Source organism: Gemmiger gallinarum, assembly GCF_014982805.1.
GTDB lineage: Bacteria > Bacillota > Clostridia > Oscillospirales > Ruminococcaceae > Gemmiger > Gemmiger gallinarum.
Genome location: NZ_JADCKC010000001.1, coordinates 265,967 through 285,712, shown reverse-complemented (window position 1 = coordinate 285,712; position 19,746 = coordinate 265,967). Strand labels below are relative to the sequence as shown.

Below are 19,746 nucleotides of genomic sequence, written 5' to 3'. Positions count from 1 at the left end.
CTCCCGCTTCACGCGGGAGGGCGCGGGAAAGGAGGGATTAGCTTTTGATATGGCAGATGATTGAAGATTGGTTTCGCGGCATTTTGACAGACGGAATACTCTCTAATCTCTCCGGGCTGTTCGACAGCGTAAATACAGAGGTTGGAGAAATCGCAACGCAAGTCGGCACAACCCCCGCCGGGTGGAACGCGGGCATATTCAATATGATACGCAGCCTATCGGAAAACGTCATTGTGCCGATTGCGGGCGTTATCATTACCTTTGTCATGTGCTACGAACTAATCCAGCTTGTAATTGAGAAAAACAATCTGCACGATCTCGACACTTGGATTTTCTTCAAGTGGATTTTCAAAACCTTTGTTGCGGTGCTGCTGGTAACAAATACTTGGAACATCGTCATGGGCGTATTTGACATTACACAGAGCGTCGTCAACGACAGCGCGGGCGTTATCATATCCGACACAAGCATAGATATTGCAACCGTTATCACCGATATAGAAGCAAAGCTGGACGCTATGAGCGTCGGCGGGCTTTTGGGGCTATGGTTTCAATCACTCTTTGTGGGGCTTACCATGAAAGCGTTGTCTATCTGTATCATGCTGGTGGTGTACGGGCGCATGATTGAAATATACCTTGTAACGAGTATCGCCCCTATCCCCGTTGCGACAATGGTAAATCGTGAATGGGGCGGCATGGGACAGAACTACTTAAAATCCTTGCTTGCCCTCGGTTTTCAGGCTTTTCTAATTCTTGTGTGCGTCGGTATTTATGCGGTTTTGATACAGACAATCGCAGCAACCGATGACATATCCGGCGCGATCTGGTCTTGCATACATGGAGCGTGCGCACCAACAGCCCAAGCAGAACCCAAGCGAAGATTGCCGGACAAGATAGAAAGGTTTTCACCGACAAGGCAGCTATGGAAAAGTATCTGAATGGGCGTATCAAAGCGTATGACCGCTTGTTTACGGAAATCTCCCCGCCTATCCCGCAGGAGTACGCCGACTATTTCAAAGTAAACGGTATGCTCATGCCGGACTACACCATAGAGGGCGAAGAACCCCCGCAGCAGCAACAGGCGGCAGCTATCCCCGAAAATACCGGGCAGGAAAAGGAGCGTGAACACATGAGCGAACAGTTTTCTATTATGATAGGCAACCGCAGCCGCTTTGACGCGGGCGACCCCGGCGGCTATTGGTTGGATATGCCCGCCACAAAGGAGCAGTTGCACGAAGCTATGCGGAACGTCGGCATTACCGCCGACAACCCGCAGGATTTTTCCATTCGCGGCTATTCCGACGACCCGGAGAAACATATTGCCTTGCCTTATGAAATGGTATGCGCCGCCGACGTGGACGAACTCAATTTTCTTGCGGCGCGGCTCGAACAGCTTGACCCCGCCGAGGTTGGCAAGCTGAACGCAGCTTTGCAGCAGAAAAACGGGCTTGCAAATATTGGACAGGTAATTGACTTCACCTACAACGTGGATTTTTACGTCCATATCCCCGAAGTACATAACTACCACGATTTGGGCGACTATTACTTAAATCAATCCGGCATGGTACAAATGCCCGAAGAATGGAAAGGCGGCATTGACCTTTCTACTTTTGGCAGGAACGCTGCCGCGCAGGAAAAAGGCGCGTTTACCGAGTACGGCTATATCGTGGAAAGCGGCGACGAGTGGGAACGGCAGTTTGAGGGGCGCGAAGTGCCGGAAGAATACCGCATTATGAGTTACCCGCAGCCGGAGCGCGGCGAACAGGACAAAGCCTATATGGACGCAGCCGAAACGCAGCAAGCAGACGCACAGGCCGCAGAGCCGCAGCAGCCCCGCCCCGTCGTCCCCATTATCCTTACTTCCGAAAAGCCCGCCGAAAAGGTAAAGGAGATCACCGCGCGTTTGGAACAGGGCGTACAGGCGATTTTTGACAGCGACCGCTACAAAGAGTTTCTAACCGCTATGTCAAAGTTCCATGATTATAGTTTGAATAACACTATCCTAATTGCTATGCAGGGCGGCAATTTGGTAATGGGCTTCCGTCAATGGGAAAAGGAGTTTGACCGCCATGTAAAGAAAGGCGAGAAAGGCATTAAAATCTTTGCCCCCGCGCCCTACAAGGTGAAAAAGCTGGTTGATAAAATCGACCCCGAAACGAGAAAGCCCATGCTTGACCGCGAGGGAAAAGTGGTAAAGGAAGAAAAGGAAATCACCGTCCCCGCCTTTAAGGTTATAACCGTCTTTGATATTTCGCAGACCGAGGGCAAGGAGTTTCCCGACCTTTCCGTTAAACCGCTGCTTGCCGATGTGGAGCAGTACGAGGATTTTTTCGCCGCCCTTGAAAAAGCGTCCCCCGTCCCGATTGCATTTGAGCAGATCACAAACGGCGCAAATGGGTATTTCAGTTTGACCGACAAGCGTATTGCAATCAAAGAGGGCGTGAGTGAATTACAGGCGGTAAAGACCGCCATTCACGAAATCGCCCATGCGAAGCTGCACGACGTAGACTTAAACGCCCCGCCGGAGCAGCAAAACCGCGTTGACCGCCATACCTGCGAGGTAGAAGCGGAAAGCGTCGCTTATACGGTTTGCCAGCATTTCGGCCTTGATACTTCCGATTACTCTTTCGGCTATGTGGCTGGTTGGAGCAGCGGCAAGGAAATGACCGAGTTAAAAGCGTCCCTTGAAACAATACAGACCACCGCAAAGGAACTCATTACCGAGATTGAGGGGCATTTTACCGAGTTGCAGCAGCAGCGGCAAGCCGAGCAGGAGCAGGGCGATACCTTTTCCATTTATCAGTTAAAGCGCGGGGACGAAACAAGGGACTTGCGCTTTGAGCCTTATGACCGTCTGCAAGCGGCTGGACTTACCATTGACCGGGTAAATTATGAACTCGTCTATACTGCACCGCTTACAAAGGATATGACGCTGGGCGACATTTGGGAAAGGTTTAATATCGACCACCCCGCCGACTTTAAGGGGCATAGCCTTTCCGTTTCCGACATTGTTGTGCTTCATCAGAACGACGAGGACACCGCCCACTATGTAGACAGTATCGGTTTTCAGCAAGTGCCGGAGTTTTTGCAGGAGCAGCAGACCCCCGTATTTGACAAGCTGCCGCCCGAACAGCAGCAAGCCTTGTCCGACACCGTACAAGACACTTTGCAAATGCTGGTTGACGCAGACAAGCGGATTTATGGCGACGTTACGGGCAAGACCCTTGAAGCAATCGCGGCGCAAGGATATTCCTACAAGGACGGGCAGCTTGAAAAGCAGCAGCCGGAAGCGACCCCCGACAGCCTTTTGACGGGTGAAACCGTTAGAACGCCGAGGGGCAATTTTCATATTACCGATATGAGCCGTGAACAGATCGAAGCGGCGGGATTTGGTTTTCACCATGCGTCGGAGGACGGGAAGTATCTCATTATGGGGAATGGCACACAGGCTTATGCCATAGCCGCCGAGCAGCCGCAGCGGGATAATCCCTTAAAGCACGTCGAGGACACCATAGAGCAGAACGACAACAATTTTGACGGGCTTATCAACAATACGCCGCAAACGCCCACCGTTGCAGATTTTGAGCAGCGGGCAAAGGCGGGGGAAGCGATTTCCGTTACCGACCTTGCAAAAGCGGTAAAAGCCGAGAAACGGGAACAGCCGCAGAAAAAACCGTCCATTTTGAAGAAGCTGGACGAATACAAGAAACAGGCGGCGCAGCAGCCGAAAGATAAACAGAAAGAGCATAAAAAGGATTTGGAGGTTTGATAGCATGAATACCCGCTTTACCATTGAGGAAGAAAACATTGTTGCGATCTACGCCGAGGACAGCCGGGAAACAACGCTTGAAAATATCCTTGCCGCCATGCCCTACATGGACGAGGATATGCGCCAGCTTGCCGCCGCAGCGGTGAACAAGCTGCAAGCCATGACGGACAGCGAGTTTTCCGAAAGGGAGTTTATCTTGACCGACGAGGAATAGCCCATAGAGAACAGGGGCGCGGTTGCCGATTTCCGGCACCGCGCCCCTGTTCTTTTTTTGTCCTTGCGTGGACAATTAGAAAGCCGTTTTTGCGGGTTTGAATATACTTTATCGTCTATGTCGTTTTCATGCGCTGGAAGCCGCAGAAACACAGGCGTTTTCAGCCCTTAACATTCCACTTGCCACCCCATGTTTTGCGCCTTATCGCTCCTGCTCCCGCGCCCTGCTTTGGGACGGGTAAAGAATACTATCGACGTTCTTTTTGACAACGCCGTATTCCTGCATTTGCTTCTTGGCTTGCCGATAATCTTCATACAATTTGGTTTTCCTGTCGTTTAAGCTTCTATACTCCTTGCGCAGCGCGGCGAGATCGGGCAGCTTCTTTATCTGCATTTCCTTTAATGCCCTTGCCGCAGCTTCAAACAGGATAATTTCGCTTTCATGCCCCCGCAGATACTTTTCCTTGTCCGGCGATTTTCGGTATTCATCGTAAATCGGTTTTAACTGTCGGTATGTGGTGGTGTGCTTGATAAGCAGCGACAAATCAGACATACGCTGTTCCACTTCCTTAACCGCCTTTGCCGCCGCGTCATGAGCGGTCATAATATCGGCTATCTTGCTTTCAAGTTCGCTATAATACTCAATCTTGTTTTCGGTTAGGAAGTTCATGCTTTTAGCAGCCTGTTTCAGATTATGGATTTTTGCCCACCGTTCATAGCCCGCCGACTGTTGGGCTTTGATACTGTTTTCAAGATCGACGACAAGCCGGATTTTCTTATCTTCCCGCAGCGTTTTTGTTTTGGCAACATACACGCCCTTGATACGCTCCTTTATCGCTTCTTCCGTATAGGCCGCGCCGAGCGTCTTTGTGCGGGTAAACCGTTCCTGTCCGGCAGCGCGAAAGGAAATGTATTTGCCCTGTTTGATTTCATACCCCATTTCCTGCAAGCGGCGCAGCAGTTCGTCAAAATCTTTCACTTGGGGAATGAGAGTATCTATCGCCGTTTTCAGCTTTGCTTTGTAGCTTGTCCCTTGCTTTTCGGCGGTGTATTCTGCATAGCTTTTTCCCTTGTCCTGTCCCGGTACGACGACGGATAGCCCATGCTCTTTACATATCCTGTCGCTGGTGCGCCGGATAAAGTGATAGCTTTGCTTGTTGGAATGGTACTTTTTGTAGTCAACGAAGCTAACCGCGTTGAAAATCAAGTGATTATGCAGATGGTCTTTATCGACGTGAGTTGTCAAAACAAACTCATACTTGCCGCCTAATACCGCCCCGGCAAGTTCCATGCCGATTTTGTGCGCTTCTTCCGGTGTGGTTTCTCCCACCGCAAAGGATTGTATCAAGTGCCGCCCTAAATGTGTGCCGCGATCTCCGGCAGCTTCCCGCGTCCATGCAAACTCAATATCGGCGGTTTCCAGCCCGCAGCCGAAAGAGGACGCAAGCAGCTTCCCGTCTGTCTTTTCGGGATTTAAGATATAGTCTATCGCAGCCTTTAAGGTTGATTTAATAGGGTGCGTCTTTGTAACCGCCATATCTCGTCCACCGCCTTTTTAATGTCCTCTATATCCTGCCTGTAAACCGTCCCCGTCGCATTGGCGCGTTTTGCAATCTGGTTGATGTTCCGGCTCACCGCTTGCAGTTCCCGGATATATGCTTTTGTGTCGCTTCGGTCAACGACAAGAATATACCCGTCTATCGCCATTTTACGGAAGTATGCCCCATACTGCTTTATGGGAAGCTGCTTCATCTTCTCGTCGATCAGCCGCTTTTCTTCTTCCGTAACGTAAAACTTCATCTGTATATTTCTCTTTCGGTTTTCCATTTCCGCACCGCCTTTCGGTATAAGGGTTTGGGATTATCCCAACAAGCACTTTTCGCAAACGGGTACTCGTTTGCTGTGCTTGCTATCTACTCCTTATCCCGTTTCAAAGGCAGCGTTTGTTGCACTCTCTTTCTAATTTGGCGCAAAAAAAGATTGCAGCCCCTATGCGCTGCAATCTCCTGCTTCCCATATTGTGAGGTTAGTCCTCTGCTTGTTCGACTTCTGTTATCTCCCTTGCCGTTGCGGTTACAATCCGTATGCCTTTATCGCTCATACCGTCCAGCAGCGCGTCAAGCTGCCGCCGCCCGGTGGATTTCTCCGCATTGCTGTTCGGGAAGAAAAATTGATCTACCGAAATATGATACCGGGTTACAAGGTCATAGAATACCTGTAAACTCGGCTGTTGTCCCTTGTTCTCGATATTCGCAAGGTAGCGCGGGGAAATATATAACTCGTCGCTTACCTTTTTGCGGCTCTCGCCGTATTCATTTCTCGCGGCTTTTATAGCTGCCCCGAAAGCCTTAAAGTCGTACAATGGTACGGGTCTTTTTGCCATTTTCATTCACCCTGTTACATTTTACAGTTCACCTTTCTTTTTGGATATGTCCACACAATTCATATCATTAGGTTAAATACTTCCTGTTGTGTATTGACAGTAGACTGATTTTCTGATAAAATAAAATTTATGTAAAAGGAGGCGGCGTTTATGTTGCATAGCATGCGTATTAGATAAGCATTGAAAAAAAAGATTTTCCTCTTTTCTGCCCTAAATGCAAATTGACGCATATCATTGATGTAGAAAAATTAGAGATTGTAATCAAAAATACAGAAAAACAAACTTTTATTATTTAGAAGAAAGGATATAAAAATGAAACGTTTACCTAAATATACGCCTGCGGAAGTACGGAATGATCCATACGGATTTACTTACAAAGAAATGTCGGAAGTTATTGGCGAGAATGAAGCAAAAGCCTTATATGAAGAATTATATAAGCAATTACCACGCAAAAAAAATCTATCAATGTTGGTAAAAAATATTTGCAAAAGCAGTGATACTGAAAAGTATGTTTACGAACTGAAAGACAACAAATACATTGAAACGGTTTTATCAAGCGGCGAGATGGTGGAACTGTTTGCGTGAGCACACAAGTCGGTTGTCCTGTTGGTTGTATTTTTTGTGAGTCCGGGCGAAATGGCTTTGTTCGTAATCTAACATCGTCAGAAATCGTACAACAGATTATATTGTTGCGTCGAAAAGTAAACCGTATCGTTTTTATGGGTATGGGAGAGCCTTTATTCAATTATGACAACTTGATAAAAGCAATCCATATTCTCCGAGATAGATATGGGCTCAACTTTCCAACCGACGGCATTACCATATCAACAGTTGGTCCGGTCGATCAATTAAAAAAATTGCGCGAGGAACATCTTAAAATTCAGTTGACAATATCTTTACACGCAGCAACACAATCTGCAAGAAATCGTATTATTCCTCACATGCGCATATATGCTATTGAAGATGTTGTTAAGCAAGCCTTATCCTATTCTGAAAGGCATAATCGCAAAATTGTCTTTGCGTATTTGCTTTTACCGGGTATAAATGACCGGCCCTCAGATGTAAGACAACTTGCAAAATGGTTTCGGGGCAAAAAAGTTATGATTAACGTGTTACAATACAACCCAACAAGCAATTCAAGAATTAAAGCACCACAGAAACGGGAAATAGTTGCATTCAAACATCAATTAGAGCAAGCAGGACTTGAAGTTACTATAAGAGTTTCTCATGGCAGAGAGATTAACGCGGCTTGTGGACAGTTAGCTAACACATATAATAAATTCAAAAAAAAATGATTAAAAGTGCCAGACGCATAGACGCAGAGCCGATAACGCATTAGGTCAAAAAACCTATGTGTTATCGGCTTTTTTATTTAATATTGCGCAAAAGCCGCTGTTCCCTATTATAGAATGGATTGCGGGTAGTGTATTAAAGTCGCCCTTTTTTAAGGATACGGCGGTATCGGGGAGGTATCGCCGTGTCCATTTTTATTTACTGTAACCCGGATAAGGTACAATAAGTTTCGCAAATTGAAAAGAGGATAAAAGAAGACATGGTTTGCAGAACTCTGGTAGAATGAAGTTGCGACACACCATTCTGAAAGGAGAGAGCAAACCATGTCCGAGAAGATTGTACAACTAAACGAGGCCGTAATCAAGAACGAACTCAAGGAACTTGTGCGTGGGAGCGTAGAGGAAACTCTCAACGAGCTGCTGGAGACTGAGGCTCAAAAGCTGACCCAGGCGGCCCGGTACGAGCGTAATGAGCAGCGCCAGGGATACCGCAGCGGCCACTACAGCCGCAATCTTACCACCACTTCCGGGGATGTTACCCTCAAGGTACCCAAGCTCAAAGGGATCTCCTTCGAGACCGCCATCATTGAGCGGTATCGCCGCCGGGAGAGCAGCGTGGAGGAAGCCCTCATTGAGATGTACCTGGCAGGCGTATCCGTCCGGCGCGTAGAGGATATTACCGAGGCTCTGTGGGGAAGCAAGGTGTCTCCGGCCACCATCAGCGAGCTGAATAAGAAAGCGTATGTCCACATTGAGGACTGGCGGAACCGCCCTCTGCAAGGTGGGCGCTATCCGTATGTCTATGTGGATGGGATCTACCTGCGCCGAAATTGGGGCGGAGAGTTTGAAAATGTGGCCATTCTGGTGGCGATTGCGGTAAAGGAGGACGGATACCGTGAGGTTCTTGGTGCCGCCGAGGGCATGAAAGAGGACAAGGCCAGTTGGATCAGCTTCTTCCAGTGGCTCCGCAGCCGTGGCCTGGACGGAGTGAAACTCATTGTTGGCGACAAGTGTCTTGGTATGCTGGAGGCTGTGGGAGAAGTATTCCCCGAAGCCAAGTACCAGCGCTGCACCGTCCACTTTTACCGCAATGTGTTCTCTGTCACGCCTCGCTCCAAGGTGAAGCTGGTGGCAAAGATGCTCAAGGCAATCCATGCCCAGGAAAGCAAAAGAGCGGCCCGGGAGAAAGCCAAAGCCGTGGTGGAGCAACTGCGCTCCATGAAGCTGAAAGAGGCCGCCAGGAAGGTGGAGGACGGCATTGAAGAAACGCTGACTTACTGCGATTTCCCCAGCGAGCACTGGACTCGTATCCGGACCAATAATGTAATTGAGAGACTGAACCGGGAAATCCGCCGCCGCACTCGCGTGGTGGGGAGCTTCCCGGACGGCAACTCCGCCCTCATGCTGGTCTGTGCCCGGCTGCGCCATGTAGCCGGTACCCAGTGGGGTAACAAGAAATACATGAACATGAAGCACCTGGAGGCTGCCGTTGAGGATGCCTCCATTGCTGGCTGACTTCTCTCATGCCAGGGCCTGCAAACCATTTTGCGAAAAATACTTGACACTACCGTAACCCGCCTAATGCTTTGCGGTCAAAAAAGCTATGCTCCGCAAGCGGGATATTCCGGCTATGAATGTGAACTGTCAATACATTTAGCTACTGCTTACATTTCCTTTGCGCCCGTCCGCGTCTTGCGGACGGGCGCATTTTGCTTTTTTCAACTTTTTTCTGAAAAGCGCACTCAAGAGCCATCTCCCGAACGGGTACGGAGCGAAAGGGGCAGAGAGGACAAGCCCTTAACTCCCGTCCTCTACTCCACGCGGGAAGGAGGTGAACTCTATGGAGCTATCTTCTTCCGACAAGGAAAGAATACAACATCAGTACGACGCATTAGCAAAGAAAACTTTGGTTGGCGAAGCGAAAAGCCACCGCCGCACTCTTGCGAAACGCGCAGCACGCGAAGTACCTTTTTCGGATTTGAGCGAAAGCGAACTCGCGCAGCTTTTCACAACGGACGAATACAAAAGCGATTATTTCCGTTTTCAAGTGTCCGGCTTTGATGTACTCGTCAAAAATGAACTGCTTGCCGAAGCCCTTAACGCTTTGCCCGAAAGGAAACGCGACATTATCCTTTTGTCCTACTTCTTGGACATGAGCGACGCGGAAATTGCTGAACTGCTGAATGTTGTACGCACGACGGTTTTCCGGCACAGGAAATCCGCGCTTGCGAAAATCAAACAGTATTTGGAGGGAAAAGCAGATGATGAATACCGTTAGGAAATCTGAAAATCTGTTGCCGTTCCCTGTCATTTCCGCAGCGGCAAACGGCGACACAACCGCCATGTGCGCGATCTTGAAGCATTACGAGGGTTACATAGCGAAACTTTGTACCCGCACCCTTGCTTTTCATGTAGGATAATCTTTTAGCCCATGCGGGGAGCGTGTCCCCTTTCCACGCTTCCCGTTATGGGCTATTTGTCGTTCCGTAACAGCACATCGGAAACGGTGTACTGTTACAGGCCGACAAAGCCTATTGTTCCTTGACAAAGAAAGCGGCCTTTGGTGCGCAGCATAACAGGCAACGGGTACATTCCGTCTGTACCGAGCCGGGCGGCGGGTACGCCATGACCGCTTTTCCCCGTTGGGGAAAAGTCGAGCGAGAACTACCGCGCCGTAAAACAAGTTTAGCAGCTTGTGGGCGACGACATACAAGGCGGCACAATGATACTCCCGCGTTGAACACCCTCAAAGTATTGCGCGGCGCACCCATAAGCATGGGCCGGGGTGAAACTCCCGTGAGGTTGCAGCTAACAACCGCCCGTTTTTGCCTTTTGACGAATATAGTTTATCCATACAGGAAAAGGAGGTTTTTCTAATGGATAAAAAACAGACAATTACAACCGAACGCAAAATAGGGAAAATCACCTATCTTGTTCAAGCGTTGCCGAGTGAAAAGGCAACCGATACAATCCATAAAAAGATTGAGAAACTCATTGTAAAGGATTTGCAGAAAAAGCCCGGAAATCCGGGATTTTTAGCGTCCGAGTAGTGCATTAGGCGGCGGGATATGGTATAATGATAGCAACACATTATACCTGTTTATTCGGCTGTCGGAAAGGAGGACTAATGTTACAGTCGAATAAAATCACCGCCCTTTACTGCCGTTTAAGTCAAGAGGATATGCAAGCCGGAGAAAGCGGAAGCATACAGCACCAAAAAATGATACTTCAACGCTATGCGGACGAACACCATTTTTTGAACACAAAGTTTTTTGTGGACGACGGATTTTCCGGCGTGAGTTTTGAGCGCGAGGGGCTGCAAGCGATGTTGCAGGAAGTGGAAGCCGGACGAGTGGCGACGGTCATTACCAAAGACCTTTCCCGTCTTGGCAGAAACTATCTGAAAACGGGCGAACTCATAGAGATTGTATTTCCCGAAAACGGAGTACGCTATATCGCGATCAACGACGGAGTTGACACAGCGCGGGAGGATAACGAGTTTACCCCCTTGCGGAACTGGTTTAACGAGTTTTACGCCCGCGACACAAGCAAGAAAATCCGCGCAGTTAAACAGGCACAGGCGCAAAAAGGCGAGCGCGTCAACGGGGAATATCCATACGGCTATATCCCAGACCCGAACAACCGCCACCACCTTATACCCGACCCGGAAACCGCGCCGATTGTCAAACAGGTTTTCGCTATGTTTGTTAGCGGCGTGCGTATGTGCGAAATCCAAAAATGGCTTGCGGAAAACAAAGTCTTGACGATTGGAGCGTTGCGCTATCAGCGTACAGGACAGGCGCGGTATCAGCGGGCAATGATCGCCCCCTATACTTGGCCGGACAAAACGCTCTATGACATATTAGCAAGGCAGGAATATTTAGGGCATACCATAACCGCGAAAACTCACAAGGTATCCTACAAGTCGAAAAAGACCCGGAAGAACGAAGAAGAACAACGCTATTTCTTCCCAAACACCCATGAGCCGCTTGTTGACGAGGAAACCTTTGAACTTGCGCAAAAGCGGATTGCTACCCGCCACCGCCCGACAAAAGCAGCGGAGATTGATATTTTTTCCGGCTTGCTGTTTTGCGCTGGTTGCAGACATAAGATGTATTACCAACAGGGCGTAAATATCGAGCCGCGCAAGTTTTCCTATTCTTGCGGCGCATGGCGCAACAGGGCAAGGACAGGCAGCGAGTGTACCTCTCATTATATCCGCAAAAACGTACTTCTTGATTTAGTGCTGGAAGATATGCGGCGGGTTTTGCGGTATGTTAAGGAACACGAACAGGACTTTATCTGTAAAGCTACCGAGTACGGCGACATGGAAGCGAGAAAGGCATTAGCGCAGCAGCAAAAGGAACTTTTCAAAGCACAGGCGCGTATGACCGAACTTGACACGCTTTTCCGCAAGCTGTATGAGGACAACGCATTAGGCAGACTGACAGATGAACGGTTTGTGTTTCTAACTTCCGGCTATGAGGACGAAAAGAAATCCCTTGCCGCAAGGATAGACGAGTTACAACAGCAGATCGCAACCGTTACCGAGCGAAAAAGGGATATATCAAGGTTTATTCAGATTGTCGGGAAATACAGCGACATACAGGAATTGACCTATGAAAACGTCCATGAGTTTATCGACCGTATTTTGATACATGAATTAGACCGGGAAACCAACACCCGGAAAATCGAAATCCATTATAGCTTTGTCGGACAGGTTGATACCGAGCAGGAGCCGACGCAAGTTGTCAACCATGACCGCCGCAACATGGTAGATGTAAAAAGTATCGCTATCTAACCCCAGCAAATGGCAGGCCAGTGTTTCACATCCAGAAAGGTGCCCCATGGTTCGGTATGCCCGGTAAATCGCTTCATAAACGAGGCGTAGCAGTACTTACAGCCGTGGGTGCAGCCTACATAGGGGTTCACCGAATAGCCGCCCACTGGAAGGGTGGATTTGGTCATGATGTTTTTCGTTTCCACATCCCGGATCAGGACACCGCTTTCCACTATTTCCGCCATGCTTTCTGTTCCTCCAATACCCGGCAGAAGGCCGGAGGCAACTCTTGTGTCATGCTTTCCTCGCCAATGATAGGAAGCAGATCTTCCTTCATGAACACAGGAGTACCAAGTGCGTGAGCCTGATGAGTCAAATTCCACACCCACTCCGGTTTGGAGACGGCCTTGCCCTTCCTGCGTCCAGTCTCAGTACCAATGACGATCCATTCGATGCCAGTGAGGTCTACTGTACCGATGTTGTCAAACATGGGTTCAAAGGTCACATGGTAATGCCCGCCGCGGATGTGCTCCCGTAAAGTCTGGATGCGGCCTTTCTCCCTGCTGGAAGTCACAGTCACGCCGAACCAGGCATTGTCTAATGGGGTGGAAAAGACGATGTCCTCCGGCCGCTTGGTCAAGAACAGATACTGGTGCTGTGGATTTTCAGCCATTTTGGAAAATACCTGATCTCGCCACTCTGTCTGCCAGTGGGCAAAATCGCTCATGCCGGTGAGCAGGAAATTTTGAGGACGCTTCTTCTCCATCAGCCGCAGCTTACCTGGGAAGAACTCCGGCTTTTCAAAGTCGTCGATCATGTGGAACCGGCGGACATTGTCTCTGGCGTAGCAGTAGCTGCAGCCAATGGGACAGCCGATCACCAGATTCATATTCTGAATACAGTCCTTGATGCAGATGGCCACCGCTGACGCCTCCTTCCTGCTTTAAGATTCAACCTTCTGCCGCAGATGCGACCTTTCCAAAGCCGTTCCAAGCATACAGACCTTTCTTGTCCTCATCGCCCAGGAACTTGTCCACCTGGCAGATGTGCAGGATGTGGTCGCCCACCTCCACGGACTGCTGCAGGGTCGCCGCTATAGCCAGCCGGGTGTCCGCTGGAATCTGAATGTCGCTGCCGTCCACCGACTTCATTTCGATGTGATTTTCGGCCACCTTGTTTAACTTGGCGCCGGTGGAGGTGCCGCAGGCCATCACTGCGCCAGCCAGACTTTCACCGGGGACCGTGACGATGACTTTTCCAGTCTCCCGCACACGCTTGCCGGTGTGGGACTGCTTTCCGGCGGCGAATCCCACCATCGGCGGGTTGAAAGAGAGATAGGAGACAAAGCAGATGGGGGCCAGGTTGGTGGTGCCATCTTCATTCAAAGAACAGATCAAAGTCAGCGGATTGGGGGAAGAATAGACAGTGGCCTCCATAATGTTCAGTTCTCTCATCGTGTTTCATCCTTTCAGAGTGATTTGGAGATTGACATATCCAGCTTCTGCTGGTACAATTATTATACTTGATTGTCATAATAAATCAAGTACGCAAATTGTTTGTACCTGGTATCAAAAACAATACCTGTCTAAAGTGGGGAATCAACAATGACTTACGAGGAATTCAAAGAAAAGGTAAGCAACGTCATTCTTACGGAGAGTGGCAATTGCCCTGTTATGCCGGTGGTGCAGATGCTGCAGGGTAAGTGGAAGCTCCAGATCCTCTATGAGCTGTGCATCAAGTCTCCCATGCGGTTTGGCGAACTCAAAAAGCTGCTCAAGCCCATCACCAATACGGCGCTAACCAATGCGCTCAAAGAATTGGAAAAGGATGAACTGGTGCAGCGCATTCAATATAATGAGATGCCGCTGCGGGTGGAGTATTCCCTCACAGAGAAAGGGCAGGACTTATTGCCAGTGTTTTATGCTATTTCACAGTGGGGGATGAAATACATTCCATAATAGTAAAGGGGACGGAAACCTTCCGCCCCCTTTTTTAATAAAATTGATTCTTATTCAAGCATCTCATGCCCCGTCTGGAATTTGAATGTAAGCCGCCCATCCCGGTGGACGGTGACAATGTCGATGACCGTGAGCCAAAGCCGGTCATCGAATTCGGTGATCGGTTCTCCGTACTCCGCCAGTTCGAACATAAAGCCGCCAATGTCCTCGGCCTTGGCTTCCCGCTTTGCCTTCACCGCCTGGAGCTGTTCCAGCTTGGCCTTGGCGGTTTCGTACCGCTCCGCCAGACCGTTGTAACGTTCCAGATAGGCGGCCTGGTCCTGGGCGGTGGTAGAGTTCTCCTCGATGCACCGTTTGGTCAGCTCAGCCACCACTTCCATTTCGGACAGAAGGGTCGCTATCTCGCTGTCCAGAGAACGGGTGTCGGTAAGCGCCGCTTGCATGGTGCGGCACTCATCCAGCAACCGCTCTTTGTCCGAAACCAGCGTATTGAAGGCATCCAGGAACCGTGCCTTGATCTCTTCCTCGGTCAGGTGCGGTGTCTGGCACTTTTCCTCGCCGGTAAACTTGCTGTTGCACCGCCAGATGGTGCGCCGGTATTTGTCGGTGGAATGCCGATGCAGGCCGCCAACGTGGGCGGGGAAAGCGAGGGCAAACAGGAATGAAAAGACTTGTACTTGTGGCCGTGCTGGCCGCCTCATTGCTGGCCGGATGCACCGCAGCGCCGAAAGACGCGCCAGCATCCACCCCCACGCCCGTGCGGGAAACGGTCACACTGCTGGACAATGAACAGTTGACCATCACCACCAACGGGCTGGAAACCGTCCTGCAAGACCACGCCAGCGGCACGAAAACGACCTACCGCAAGGCGTTGAAGCTCAAACAGGAAGAAACCCAGGCCACACCCGCAGAGCCTTACACGGCGCGGGAAAGCCACCCCAGCGAGGCCGCAACCGTTTACATCCGGGGCGGGGTGCTGGTGATCGTGACCGACGGAAAAACATTCGTAATCTAAAAAGAGGGCAGCCGGTGGCGGGGCTGCCCTTTTCTTTGTCTGAAAAACCAACGAAAACCAAATGCTTGGTTTTTTTCGGTGTTGGTGTATAAGGCTTTATCCGCACAAAAGCCAAAAAGCCAAAAAAGCCACGGTTTGTGCATCCAAAATCCAAAAAACATTGTGACAAGATAAAACCCTTTATTTTTATACTGTCTGTCCCTAAAAAGCCCATTTTGCCGTCCCTTGTCTGCTATCGTTTTTAATTTTGGGACAGATGGTGTTTTTGGTTTTTTGGTTTTTTCAAAGAAAAAAGCCAGCACAAAACGTGCTGACTTTCTCTGTCTGTTATAACCAAACCGTAATGGCAAAGCCATTTTTGAAGAAATAGGGTTTGTTTATAACTCGTTTGGTGGAGATGAGGGGAGTCGAACCCCTGTCCGAAAAGAAAGCGGTTAGAGTATCTCCGGGCGCAGGACACTTATTGAAATTCCCGCAGCATGGGCGAGTGCACGCGCTGTATGCCTTGGTAGCTTCATAAATTCATGACGGACCGCAAAGCTTAAGTCCGTGCACGTTCAGCACCTGTCGACGCCCTGACCCCACGCGGTGCTAAAGTGGGCAGGACGGCTGCCTTTAATTAGGCAGCGACTGCAACAGTGTTGTTGTCAGTTAATTTGTTTTGAGGCTTTTATCGTGGGTCCCCGCCACGGCCCGCTGCTCACGCCTCTCTCTCCCCGTCGAAACCATTACATCCCCATGATTTCGGGGCAAAACGCCCCGAGGAAACAAATCGTGATGCTTTTTGTTCAATGCCTTGTTTTGAGCGCGCGCTCTATATCCCGCCTTGCGTCCCGCTCAGCGGCCGTAGCACGCTTATCGTAGAGCTTTTTGCCCTTGCAAAGGCCCAACTCCAGTTTGACTCTGCCGTGCTTGAAATAAAGCGACAGAGGCACCAGCGTATAGCCCTGCAGTTTGATCTGCTGGGCAAAGCGTCGGATCTCGCTTTTGTGGGCCAGCAGACGCCGGGGACGCCGGGGGTCTTTATTGAAGATGTTGCCCATCTCATAAGGGCTGATATGCATACCCTTGACGATCAGCTCTCCATCATCAATATCCGCCCAGGAATCCTTGAGCGTGACACCCCCGTTGCGAAGGCTTTTTACTTCCGTTCCCACCAGCTCAATGCCGGTTTCCAGCGTCTCGATCACGAAATACTCGTGGCGGGCCTCCCGGTTCTGGGCAATGATTTTGCGGAGTTCCCCCTTTTTTCCCGTCGCCAACAGGTCCGCCTCCTTTCTTTCCTGGCTTATAGCTTACGATTGAACACCAGTATACGTTGTTTTAAGGCATTCGTCAAGCAAATCTTGTCGCTGTGCTGCGGTCTGACCTGCTTACAGCTCTCCGCGGCCCTGCATGGCACGATAGATTGTCGTCTCGTCAGCATACTCCAGGCTGGACCCGACCGGCAAGCCATAGGCCAGGCGGGTGGTCTTGATGCCCAGCGGCTTGATGAGCTTGGCAAGATACATGGCCGTCGCCTCCCCTTCCACAGTGGGACTTGTGGCCATGATGACCTCCTTGACAATATCGGAATTCAGGCGCGCCAGTAATTCCTTGACGCAGAGCTGGTCGGCGCCAATGCCATCCATAGGAGAAATCAGACCATGCAGCACATGGTACAATCCATTGTATTCATGGGTCCGCTCAATGGATTGGATATCCCGGGGGCTTTCGACCACACAGATGCAGGAACGGTCCCGTTTGCTGGACAGGCAGATCTTGCACAGCTCACCCTCGGTGTAATCCTGGCACAGACGGCAGCGGTGCAGCCCCGTCTTGGCATGTTCAATGGCCTTGGCCAGCTCCATCGCCTGTTCGTTGGACATTGCCATGACCTCGTAGGCCATGCGCGTTGCACCTTTTCGGCCCACACCGGGAAACCTGGCGAACTGGTCAATCAGGTTTTCCAGCGGTTCGACATGATTGGGCATGGTTGTCTTCCTCTCAGCCCAGACCCGGAATGTTCATGCCGCCGGTCATCTTGGCCATTTCTTCATCGGCTTCCTTATCAACGGCTGCCGTCGCGCTGTTCACGGCTGCTGCCACAAGATCTTCCAGCATTTCGATATCGTCGGGATCAACCGCCTCCGGCTTGATCTTGACCGCGGTGATCTCATGCTTACCGGTCATGGTGACGGTCACCATCTCACCGCTGGCAGTGCCGGTATACTCTTTGGCTTCCAGCTCCGCCTGCTTCTCGCGGATTGCATCCTGCATCTTCTGAACCTGACGCATCATGGCGTTGGGGTCGGGACGGCCGAAGCCTTTGGGCATTCTTGCTTTCATATCTTTTACTCCTTACCTGAAAAATCTCGTATTCTCCGCGCCCTGTGTGGGGCCGAGGGGATTTATTTATCCTCAACTACCACATCGACGCCAAGGCTTTGCATGGTTTTGAGGGTATCTTCAATGGGACGAACTTCCTGTCCGTCCGGATGAGTCTTTTTGGGCTCATAGGGTCCGATATTGCATCGGACTCCGCTGACCTCAAGAATGATACTCTTGAGGGTTTTCCCTGTCTCCTTGTTCTTGCGCATATAATCGCGGAACGTCTCGCTGCATGCGATCAGCACACGCTTTCCGTCGTAATAAGCGGTACTCCCCCGAAGGAAAGAGCTGAGCGCCGGGTCACGCTCCTGCAGAGTTTGGAGAACCGCATTCCACGGTTCAAAGGGCTGCGGTGTGTGGACCTGGACCGGCCCTCGGCTATCGGATTGAGACATTCCCGGCACCGCTGCAGCTGCAGCTGGTGCAGGAGTCGGAGCAACCGTCTGAAACGTCTCCATTGCCGGCTGTTCCACCGCGGCAGGCGGAAACGCCGGAGCCGGGGCAGGAATCGGTTGGGGAGAGACAGGGGCTGAGGCAAAGGGTGCCGGCTGCGCCGGATTGTTCTGAGCCATCGCAGGTGCGGCGGCCACAGCCACCGGACGAATTTCCGGCTGCGTCAGCGAGAAAATCGCCAGTTCCAGTTCAATACGCTGATCGGTACCACGTCCCATTTTTTCCAGAGCGTCACCGAAGGCCTCAATCCCGCGCACCGCTTCCGACTGCGGAAGGGATGCCCGCGCAGCGTAGGCGGCCTCCTCCTCCGGAGAGACGCCTGCCAGAAGCGACGTTCCCTGAGGCAGCGACGCCAGCATCAGATTGCGGTAATGCCCCGCCAGTTCTACGCAGAGACGGCGCATATCCACAGACTTCTGCCGCAATTCAGCCACCTTCTGCAGGGCCGTGACGGCATCTTTCTTTGTGATGGCATCGCTGATCTCAAAGAGATAGGCACGGTCTGTTACGCCTGCCATTCGGCGCACCAGCGCCTCGTCCACGCTGGTGCTGACACCTGCACAGGTATCCAGAATGGATAGCGCATCCCGCATGGCTCCGTCGGCAAGGCGCCCGATCAACTGTGCCGCGCCGTCGGTCAACTCAAAGTTTTCCTGGCTCGCCACATAGCTCAGCCGTCCGGCAATGTCCTCCGCCGTGATGCGGGAAAAGTCATACCGCTGGCAGCGGCTCAGAATGGTCGCCGGGACCTTTTGAACCTCGGTCGTCGCCAGAATGAAGATGACATGGGGCGGCGGCTCCTCCATCGTCTTGAGCAGCGCATTGAATGCGGAGGTCGACAGCATGTGGACCTCGTCGATGATATAGACCTTGTACTGGCAGACCGTGGGCAGAAATGCCGTCTCGTCCCGAAGATCCCGGATATCGTCCACGCTGTTGTTGGACGCCGCATCGATCTCGGACACATCCAGTACCGTGCCGTCGTCAATGCCCCGGCAGACCTCGCACTCGCCGCAGGGGTCGGGGCTGGAATGATCCAGACAGTTGATCGCCTTGGCGAAGATTTTGGCACAGGTCGTCTTGCCGGTTCCGCGCGTGCCGGTAAACAGGTAGGCATGGCCGATGCGGCCTGCGGCGATCTGATTTTGCAGCGCCGTGACGATGGCATCCTGCCCCACAACGTCGGCAAACTTTTGCGGACGCCACTTGCGGTACAACGCATGATACACCTGCACGCACCTCCCCTGCTTTGCGGCAAAAAAGTAAGCGGACCGGGTGTGCGGGGGTGTGCCCCGCGGCTGCGCTGCTTTGCATACGGATGCAGGCTTGCCGCGGCGCCGGGTACGCACCGCTTAATGCTGCTCGGTTCCCCGCCTGACATGGTTCACAGGGCACCCGCGCACGGGGCCCGCATCCGTATGCAAAACAGCGCAAATACAGCCCTGTCCGCTTTTAGCATTATACAATACCGCGCAGTGAATTGCAAGTGCAGTGCCGCGCAGTGAATTGCAAAATA

The 19,746-nt window shown here is 51.2% G+C and carries 22 protein-coding genes, 2 other RNA genes and 2 pseudogenes; 13 read left to right on the top strand and 13 right to left on the bottom strand.

Annotated elements, in window-relative coordinates:
• The first annotated feature begins 44 nt into the window (after positions 1-44).
• The 3 genes and pseudogenes from INF35_RS01355 to INF35_RS01345 all read left to right on the top strand — a co-directional run bounded on the left by INF35_RS01355 (position 45) and on the right by INF35_RS01345 (position 3,980).
• On the top strand, positions 45-935 hold the full coding sequence (locus INF35_RS01355) for a VirB6/TrbL-like conjugal transfer protein, CD1112 family (protein ID WP_268885721.1): 891 nt from the start codon (positions 45-47) through the stop codon (positions 933-935).
• Positions 833-3,766 (top strand): annotated as a pseudogene (locus INF35_RS01350) (YodL domain-containing protein); the annotation flags it as partial. The gene INF35_RS01355 and the pseudogene INF35_RS01350, both read left to right, overlap by 103 nt.
• A 4-nt stretch (positions 3,767-3,770) precedes the next feature.
• The gene (locus tag INF35_RS01345; RefSeq protein ID WP_002584960.1) at positions 3,771-3,980 is read left to right on the top strand and encodes a transposon-transfer assisting family protein; all 210 of its coding nucleotides are present in this window, start codon (positions 3,771-3,773) and stop codon (positions 3,978-3,980) included.
• A gap of 201 nt (positions 3,981-4,181) precedes the next feature.
• Here INF35_RS01345 and INF35_RS01340 read toward each other — a convergent pair whose 3' ends face one another.
• The 3 genes from INF35_RS01340 to INF35_RS01330 all read right to left on the bottom strand — a co-directional run bounded on the left by INF35_RS01340 (position 4,182) and on the right by INF35_RS01330 (position 6,362).
• On the bottom strand, positions 4,182-5,516 hold the full coding sequence (locus tag INF35_RS01340; protein WP_002584959.1) for a relaxase/mobilization nuclease domain-containing protein: 1,335 nt from the start codon (positions 5,514-5,516) through the stop codon (positions 4,182-4,184).
• On the bottom strand, positions 5,477-5,806 hold the full coding sequence (locus tag INF35_RS01335) for a plasmid mobilization protein (protein WP_002584958.1): 330 nt from the start codon (positions 5,804-5,806) through the stop codon (positions 5,477-5,479). The genes INF35_RS01340 and INF35_RS01335 overlap by 40 nt, the downstream gene beginning before the upstream one ends.
• A gap of 199 nt (positions 5,807-6,005) precedes the next feature.
• The gene (locus INF35_RS01330) at positions 6,006-6,362 is read right to left on the bottom strand and encodes a helix-turn-helix transcriptional regulator (protein WP_044942672.1); all 357 of its coding nucleotides are present in this window, start codon (positions 6,360-6,362) and stop codon (positions 6,006-6,008) included.
• A gap of 173 nt (positions 6,363-6,535) precedes the next feature.
• Between INF35_RS01330 and INF35_RS01325 the strand changes: the two genes are divergently transcribed.
• The 8 genes from INF35_RS01325 to INF35_RS01295 all read left to right on the top strand — a co-directional run bounded on the left by INF35_RS01325 (position 6,536) and on the right by INF35_RS01295 (position 12,455).
• Positions 6,536-6,658, top strand: coding sequence for a cysteine-rich KTR domain-containing protein (locus tag INF35_RS01325; protein WP_154669005.1), 123 nt, complete (start codon positions 6,536-6,538; stop codon positions 6,656-6,658).
• 16 nt (positions 6,659-6,674) lie between these two features.
• Positions 6,675-6,947, top strand: a complete 273-nt coding sequence (locus tag INF35_RS14160; RefSeq protein ID WP_456237414.1) for a hypothetical protein — start codon at positions 6,675-6,677, stop codon at positions 6,945-6,947.
• Entirely contained in the window at positions 6,944-7,657 is a 714-nt protein-coding gene (locus INF35_RS01320) for a radical SAM protein (RefSeq protein ID WP_456237413.1), read from the top strand. The genes INF35_RS14160 and INF35_RS01320 overlap by 4 nt, the downstream gene beginning before the upstream one ends.
• A gap of 321 nt (positions 7,658-7,978) precedes the next feature.
• The gene (locus INF35_RS01315) at positions 7,979-9,169 is read left to right on the top strand and encodes an IS256 family transposase (RefSeq protein ID WP_193499778.1); all 1,191 of its coding nucleotides are present in this window, start codon (positions 7,979-7,981) and stop codon (positions 9,167-9,169) included.
• 325 nt (positions 9,170-9,494) lie between these two features.
• Entirely contained in the window at positions 9,495-9,932 is a 438-nt protein-coding gene (locus tag INF35_RS01310; protein WP_003502131.1) for a sigma-70 family RNA polymerase sigma factor, read from the top strand.
• Entirely contained in the window at positions 9,838-10,074 is a 237-nt protein-coding gene (locus tag INF35_RS01305) for a helix-turn-helix domain-containing protein (RefSeq protein WP_456237412.1), read from the top strand. The genes INF35_RS01310 and INF35_RS01305 overlap by 95 nt, the downstream gene beginning before the upstream one ends.
• A gap of 456 nt (positions 10,075-10,530) precedes the next feature.
• The gene (locus INF35_RS01300; protein ID WP_002604472.1) at positions 10,531-10,704 is read left to right on the top strand and encodes a transposon-encoded TnpW family protein; all 174 of its coding nucleotides are present in this window, start codon (positions 10,531-10,533) and stop codon (positions 10,702-10,704) included.
• Between the two features lie 77 nt (positions 10,705-10,781).
• Positions 10,782-12,455 (top strand): recombinase family protein, encoded by a 1,674-nt coding sequence (locus INF35_RS01295; RefSeq protein WP_002604471.1) that lies wholly within the window; start codon positions 10,782-10,784, stop codon positions 12,453-12,455.
• An 8-nt stretch (positions 12,456-12,463) separates the two neighbouring features.
• Here INF35_RS01295 and INF35_RS01290 read toward each other — a convergent pair.
• The 3 genes and pseudogenes from INF35_RS01290 to INF35_RS01280 form a co-directional block, all read right to left on the bottom strand.
• Positions 12,464-12,679: pseudogene (locus INF35_RS01290) on the bottom strand (radical SAM mobile pair protein B); the annotation flags it as partial.
• The gene (locus INF35_RS01285) at positions 12,667-13,356 is read right to left on the bottom strand and encodes a radical SAM mobile pair protein A (RefSeq protein ID WP_193499777.1); all 690 of its coding nucleotides are present in this window, start codon (positions 13,354-13,356) and stop codon (positions 12,667-12,669) included. The gene INF35_RS01285 and the pseudogene INF35_RS01290, both read right to left, overlap by 13 nt.
• Positions 13,357-13,384: 28 nt before the next feature.
• The gene (locus INF35_RS01280) at positions 13,385-13,888 is read right to left on the bottom strand and encodes a flavin reductase family protein (RefSeq protein ID WP_193499776.1); all 504 of its coding nucleotides are present in this window, start codon (positions 13,886-13,888) and stop codon (positions 13,385-13,387) included.
• 150 nt (positions 13,889-14,038) lie between these two features.
• Here INF35_RS01280 and INF35_RS01275 point away from each other — a divergent pair, with 150 nt between their 5' ends.
• Positions 14,039-14,392 (top strand): winged helix-turn-helix transcriptional regulator, encoded by a 354-nt coding sequence (locus tag INF35_RS01275; RefSeq protein WP_193499775.1) that lies wholly within the window; start codon positions 14,039-14,041, stop codon positions 14,390-14,392.
• 50 nt (positions 14,393-14,442) lie between these two features.
• Here INF35_RS01275 and INF35_RS01270 read toward each other — a convergent pair whose 3' ends face one another.
• Positions 14,443-15,093, bottom strand: a complete 651-nt coding sequence (locus INF35_RS01270; RefSeq protein ID WP_193499774.1) for a zinc ribbon domain-containing protein — start codon at positions 15,091-15,093, stop codon at positions 14,443-14,445.
• On the opposite strand from INF35_RS01270, the gene INF35_RS01265 reads away from it, so the two are divergent.
• Positions 15,054-15,407 carry a hypothetical protein gene (locus INF35_RS01265; protein WP_193499773.1) on the top strand — a complete coding sequence of 118 codons (354 nt, stop codon included), beginning with the start codon at positions 15,054-15,056 and terminating at the stop codon, positions 15,405-15,407. The genes INF35_RS01270 and INF35_RS01265 overlap by 40 nt on opposite strands.
• A gap of 389 nt (positions 15,408-15,796) precedes the next feature.
• Here the strand turns inward: INF35_RS01265 and ssrA are convergent.
• The 6 genes from ssrA to ffs form a co-directional block, all read right to left on the bottom strand.
• Positions 15,797-16,145, bottom strand: a transfer-messenger RNA (tmRNA) gene (gene ssrA, locus INF35_RS01260).
• 50 nt (positions 16,146-16,195) lie between these two features.
• Complete coding sequence (gene smpB / locus INF35_RS01255; protein WP_193499772.1) at positions 16,196-16,669, bottom strand: SsrA-binding protein SmpB; 474 nt, start codon at positions 16,667-16,669, stop codon at positions 16,196-16,198.
• A 111-nt stretch (positions 16,670-16,780) separates the two neighbouring features.
• Complete coding sequence (gene recR / locus INF35_RS01250) at positions 16,781-17,380, bottom strand: recombination mediator RecR (protein ID WP_193499771.1); 600 nt, start codon at positions 17,378-17,380, stop codon at positions 16,781-16,783.
• 13 nt (positions 17,381-17,393) lie between these two features.
• Positions 17,394-17,735 (bottom strand): YbaB/EbfC family nucleoid-associated protein, encoded by a 342-nt coding sequence (locus INF35_RS01245; RefSeq protein ID WP_193499770.1) that lies wholly within the window; start codon positions 17,733-17,735, stop codon positions 17,394-17,396.
• 62 nt (positions 17,736-17,797) lie between these two features.
• Positions 17,798-19,459 carry a DNA polymerase III subunit gamma/tau gene (dnaX, locus tag INF35_RS01240; RefSeq protein ID WP_193499769.1) on the bottom strand — a complete coding sequence of 554 codons (1,662 nt, stop codon included), beginning with the start codon at positions 19,457-19,459 and terminating at the stop codon, positions 17,798-17,800.
• An 86-nt stretch (positions 19,460-19,545) separates the two neighbouring features.
• Positions 19,546-19,644, bottom strand: an RNA gene (gene ffs, locus INF35_RS01235) — signal recognition particle sRNA small type.
• Positions 19,645-19,746: the final 102 nt, after the last annotated feature.